6 protein-coding genes are annotated in these 4,601 nt (G+C 36.0%); 1 reads left to right on the forward strand and 5 read right to left on the reverse strand.

The features are described 5' to 3' along the window. Positions 1-530: 530 nt before the first annotated feature. The 5 genes from BM130_RS14985 to BM130_RS15005 all read right to left on the reverse strand — a co-directional run bounded on the left by BM130_RS14985 (position 531) and on the right by BM130_RS15005 (position 4,229). Positions 531-902: an HYC_CC_PP family protein gene (locus BM130_RS14985; RefSeq protein ID WP_074964419.1), complete on the reverse strand. Its 372-nt coding sequence runs from the start codon at positions 900-902 to the stop codon at positions 531-533. A 267-nt stretch (positions 903-1,169) separates the two neighbouring features. After that, on the reverse strand, positions 1,170-1,817 hold the full coding sequence (locus tag BM130_RS14990) for a DUF6448 family protein (protein WP_010527103.1): 648 nt from the start codon (positions 1,815-1,817) through the stop codon (positions 1,170-1,172). Positions 1,818-1,971: 154 nt separating this feature from the next. Continuing rightward, the gene (locus BM130_RS15725; RefSeq protein ID WP_237706106.1) at positions 1,972-2,502 is read right to left on the reverse strand and encodes a helix-turn-helix domain-containing protein; all 531 of its coding nucleotides are present in this window, start codon (positions 2,500-2,502) and stop codon (positions 1,972-1,974) included. Between the two features lie 633 nt (positions 2,503-3,135). Next, complete coding sequence (locus BM130_RS15000) at positions 3,136-3,621, reverse strand: RES family NAD+ phosphorylase (protein WP_010527101.1); 486 nt, start codon at positions 3,619-3,621, stop codon at positions 3,136-3,138. 95 nt (positions 3,622-3,716) lie between these two features. Next, positions 3,717-4,229: an Xre family toxin-antitoxin system antitoxin gene (locus BM130_RS15005; RefSeq protein ID WP_010527100.1), complete on the reverse strand. Its 513-nt coding sequence runs from the start codon at positions 4,227-4,229 to the stop codon at positions 3,717-3,719. 140 nt (positions 4,230-4,369) lie between these two features. On the opposite strand from BM130_RS15005, the gene BM130_RS15010 reads away from it, so the two are divergent. Further along, positions 4,370-4,570 (forward strand): hypothetical protein, encoded by a 201-nt coding sequence (locus BM130_RS15010; protein ID WP_074964420.1) that lies wholly within the window; start codon positions 4,370-4,372, stop codon positions 4,568-4,570. The last annotated feature ends 31 nt before the right edge of the window (positions 4,571-4,601 follow it).

Below are 4,601 nucleotides of genomic sequence, written 5' to 3' on the forward strand. Positions count from 1 at the left end.
AATTTTCTAATTATCCTTATACCTAAGGCAGGTGATTTGACGTTTTATCACCTGCCTTTTTTACCAATTTATTCCTTAAGTTTACAGCAATGCCCAAAGGGGGAAGTGGAAATACCCCAGGGTACCAGAGCAACGAGCAAAAGCATCGTAACCAGCTTGTTCTCCAGAAAATATTTTATAATTCTGTTTAGCATGTATATGTTTTTAGAATTTGCAATACGTAAAGACACTAATTGCCCGATTGTCAGGTAAATTAGTGGTTTTTAAGTCCAGTAGGCATACGTATTTATTAATATGTGCCTTTTTTGTAATAAGTTCCTGGAATAAAGGTCGATGGATACGCAAAGAGAACAAGTTAGGCGCAAAGCAGAGTATTAAAATCAATAAAAAAATATCGGTATCGAATCTGAATGAAAATAAAAAAACTATTGTGCCTTTTTAATTCAGACTTTCAGATTGCAGACGATACAAAAATGTGTAATTATACTCTTTTTGATTATTGTGCCTCAGCGACCTCGCGTTCAAAAGTATCACAAACGATACACCTGTTGCAAAGCAAGGCGTATCCCCGTGCAACGGGGATGTAGTCCGGAATGGACGAAAGAAGTGTTGTAATTTATTCTTACAGGTTTCATCTCTACTTCAGATGAAGTCAGGATAACCTGTGGAGCAAACGGCGCCTCCAGACTGAAATTTGTGAAAGAAGTCAGAAAGTCGTTTTCCACCTGAAGAAACTGTGTTTCTGTGTGACAGCAGGTGCTATCGTCGCAGCAAGGGTCTGACTCGGTTTTTAGTTCAACCGAAATAAACTCCCCTTCACAGTAATGCTTAGACATAGCCAGTCCCGTTGTTGAAACCAACAACAGAGAGGATATGATTATATTAGTGATAGTTCTAAGCATATTTTAATTTATGGAATTACAAATATAACAACAAACTTTTGAAACTAACTTACACAATTTGCAGAAAAACTTGTAATATTTTCTAGAAAAGGGTTCAATTCCCATACACAAGACTGTTACCTACAAAATAATTTTGAGCAGTTTTTCTTGTGAGGGAGGTTATTCAGACCTGAATGTTGAGACAACCAATTGTTTCATTTTAAAAAAAGAATCTTCCCCGAAAATCAACGAAGAAGATTCTAAAATAATTTCGTCATTATGATTTCATTATTTGTGTGCGGAGTGTCCACCTCCATGCTCAATGATGTCATGAACGGATTCTATAGTATGAGTATAATCTACATAGGCCTCCACGTATTCACGGCCTTTATCGGGAGAATCATTTTTGACTTTGTCAAGAGTCTGCACTTTTTCGTATTTCTTCTTTATCACTCTTCCAATGTGGTTGTTTAGTTTTCCAAGTAATTCATCAATATCGTTATTCTTAATTGCCTGATCGCTGAGTTGAATAATTTTCTTAGTCGTACCCGCAGGTTTTAACCCTGTGAAGGGGGCGCCTTCTGTTTGCCGGTGCAGACGCACGAGTGTTTCAAAGAAATGTTTTTTAACAATGGTATAAACCTCTTTGTCACCAGATTTTAAAGCATAGGTTTTTTTGAATAACGGAATAATTTCTTTTTCCTGTTCTTCGGAAATCCATTTCAGGACTAAATTAACATTGTTTGTTTCAAGGGCTTTAGTTGCATCTTTAATTGTAGGTCCATCCAAAGAGTCGCAATGTGCTGAAGCGGGAAGTGAGCCGGCTATCATTAATGAAACGAAAACAATGGACAGGATCGTTTTCAAACTTGTTTTACGGGTTTTAAGAAGACCCTTTGGAGCATTTTTTTCCAAATTCATTTCTGTTGGTCTCATGATAAATTTTTTTTAGTGGTTATTATTAAAATTATCCTGAGACAAAAGTACTTTTGGAGGTTTGTTTGTGCGACCTACTTTGCAATGTAGGACTCATCAAATAATCCTTTGAAGACCTATTGCGATATAGGACTTTAAAGAGAAGTCCATTTTGTTAAGGCGTGGGCTGTTTCATTTTATTTCTGTATTCACTTGGAGTAAATCCAGTCATTTTTTTAAATACTCTATTAAAAGCCGATTTCGTATTAAAACCACAATCGTAGGCAATTCCTAAAAGGGATAAATTTTTAAACTCAGGATTACCAATTCTTGCCTTCACTTCTTCTATTCTATATTGATTGACAAAATCAAAGAAATTGACACCAAATTCTTCATTAATAATCCGTGAGAGATGATGTGAAGGTATGTCAAGTTTATTTGCCAATTCTGGTAGTGAGAGGCTGGCTTCCAAATAAGGTTTTTCGCTAGCCATATAATGTTTTAATTTTTCTGTATAATGGTTAATGTCTGTCTCTTTTAATGATATACCGACATATTTTGCTTTTGGTTCGGTTACATATTCGGTGTTTCGATCAGGATATTGAATGAAAATTTCCTTTTGCTTCAGGCCATAATAACCAATCAGGATAATAAAAAGAGATAAAGAAAGAGTTAACCCGTGAGTGCAGAAAATCCATGAGAACATTTGAAAAATATGATGAACAGTGGCAAAAATCATTAATACCGTCCAAATACCCCCAAAAGAATAAACCAGTTTTCTTAACCAGTCGAGGTTAACATTTTCATACGATGAAAAATTATTAAAGATGTTAATATCCAGTTTTTTAAATCGCCGGATTGATAAAATGAAATAGAATGGTCCGGATAAAACTGTTAGAATCAGGAAAAAATTAAACAGTAAAGGAGCCCCATGTTCAATTTCAACATGGTCTAACCTTATTCTTTCCGACATTTCCGGGAAAAAGGAAGCGATAACTATGAATAGATTGAACAGGATAAACGGAATAAAGTGTAAGAGTTTTCTCCTGTTGAATTGAAACGTCTGGTCAATCAATGCCGAAATATATAAAAACAGGAATGGGCCATGGAGTAACAGTAAAGAAATAAAACTTGCTGAAAGGAGGTGGAAATCTGTAAATAATTTATTTGAAAACAAGGCGTATATGCCTGTATATAAACTCAAATATATTAGCCAGAAAATGAGTATGTAATCATGTGATGCTTTTTTTTTCTGCAAAATCAAAAACGCAAAAAACAGAGCGTTGAATGCAGCTATTAAAAAAATGTATTCCATGGTGGTTTATTACAGCTTTTCAAATTACGTCTCTTTTATCCCCGGTTGTTGAAATCTGCTGTCAAAATTGAAAGGCGTAGCAGATACGACAGAAATCCGCTCAGAATCGGAGTGTTTGGGATTTATTAGGTAATTGAATTCTTGTGGTACGAAACTACTTGGGACTTTTAAAACAGCAGCATTTTTTTCTTTCACGAAATCATCACCTATAAACTGAGTCTCCAATATTGGGGGTTTTGAGTCCCAGCGGTCGGGTAGATCCTCCGTTTCTAATTCAAGCATCATAATATCATCCGGAATATCGATTTCTACAAAATGTCTGTCCGTGGGAAGGTCTTCAGTTAGATCAAGGTGTGCCGATACCTCTAATGTTGCCAATGCCCTCGATTCGGCAGTATAAACCAAATAGGTGCTTAAACTATTCCAGCGATAGCCTTCGGTTAAGGCTGCGCCAATTTCTTCCAATGTGGTTTCGAAGTATTTCTCCCTTTCAATTCTGAAAACTTTCATCCGTATAAAAAATGATTATTTAAGGTCGAATGGAATTTGCGATTCTTTTATACATGGAGGCAGATTTAAGAAATCAAAGCTCCATGATCGTCTTATTAAGCCAGGTTTCCGTACTCCAATCTACTTAGGGTGTTACGAACCTCCTGTATCCCCGTTACTGAATCAAACAAACTTTCCGGCGGTACATTTCCTAATGAGACGTTTGTTTTTCTCAACCAACGGTGAAACTTTTCTTCTTCATTATTGAATACTTCAAGTCCAAAATCAAGTACTTCTGATAATATAAGTATTACCTCACTGTTTCTGCCACTTAGTAGGTCGTTCTCTTTTTTCTTCTTGTTGTATGTGGTTTGGGGAACGCCCAGATAATGTAATAAATGCTTAACCGGCAGGTTTGCTTTTTTGCCAATAACTTCCACCGATTCGTAAGGCACACCGTTACGAATTGCAGTAACCCTCTCTATCTTATTGCTCCATGTAACTTTTCCTTTTGAAGTGACAATAACCCACCTGGAACCGGCAGCCCTCGTCTTAACAGCACGTTTTATGCTATGCCGGGGATCAAAAGTTTTGATATTGGATGTTCGTTTATGTTCTCGTGTAGTCATGGTTACCTATTTGCTGTAAATATACAGTAAAATGACTGTAATACCAATTTTTTCATAATGGTTCAGATCGGTCCTCCTCGTTTAACTGTAGAGCGTAAATTAGCAAAATATCACTGAATATCTTTTTTATCAAGAAGAAAATGGAGAACTGCTATGTCAATCTGGATAAAAACCAGGGAGTTCCAGCCTGGTATGGGTTTAGTGGACATAATTATCCAGCCATGTCAATTTCATTGCACAACTTTGGCTATAATGCTATCCGAATAGAGCCTTTAAACCCGGATTATGTAATAGGAATTAATAATTGTGTTGAAAGTATTAATTTTAAAGGCGATATTTAATTTTAAATTTTCACCCAAATGGTTAACCTTC

Origin of the sequence: Thermophagus xiamenensis (genome assembly GCF_900112795.1) — a bacterium.
Lineage (GTDB): Bacteria > Bacteroidota > Bacteroidia > Bacteroidales > Marinilabiliaceae > Thermophagus > Thermophagus xiamenensis.

Excerpts from the sequence above, each read along its gene's own strand:
- BM130_RS15010 (WP_074964420.1), top strand. The coding sequence starts at position 4,370 with ATGGAGAACTGCTATGTCAATCTGGATAAAAACCAGGGAGTTCCAGCC.
- BM130_RS15005 (WP_010527100.1), bottom strand. The coding sequence starts at position 4,229 with ATGACTACACGAGAACATAAACGAACATCCAATATCAAAACTTTTGAT.
- BM130_RS14985 (WP_074964419.1), bottom strand. The coding sequence starts at position 902 with ATGCTTAGAACTATCACTAATATAATCATATCCTCTCTGTTGTTGGTT.
- BM130_RS14990 (WP_010527103.1), bottom strand. The coding sequence starts at position 1,817 with ATGAGACCAACAGAAATGAATTTGGAAAAAAATGCTCCAAAGGGTCTT.
- BM130_RS15000 (WP_010527101.1), bottom strand. The coding sequence starts at position 3,621 with ATGAAAGTTTTCAGAATTGAAAGGGAGAAATACTTCGAAACCACATTG.
- BM130_RS15725 (WP_237706106.1), bottom strand. The coding sequence starts at position 2,502 with ATGTTCTCATGGATTTTCTGCACTCACGGGTTAACTCTTTCTTTATCT.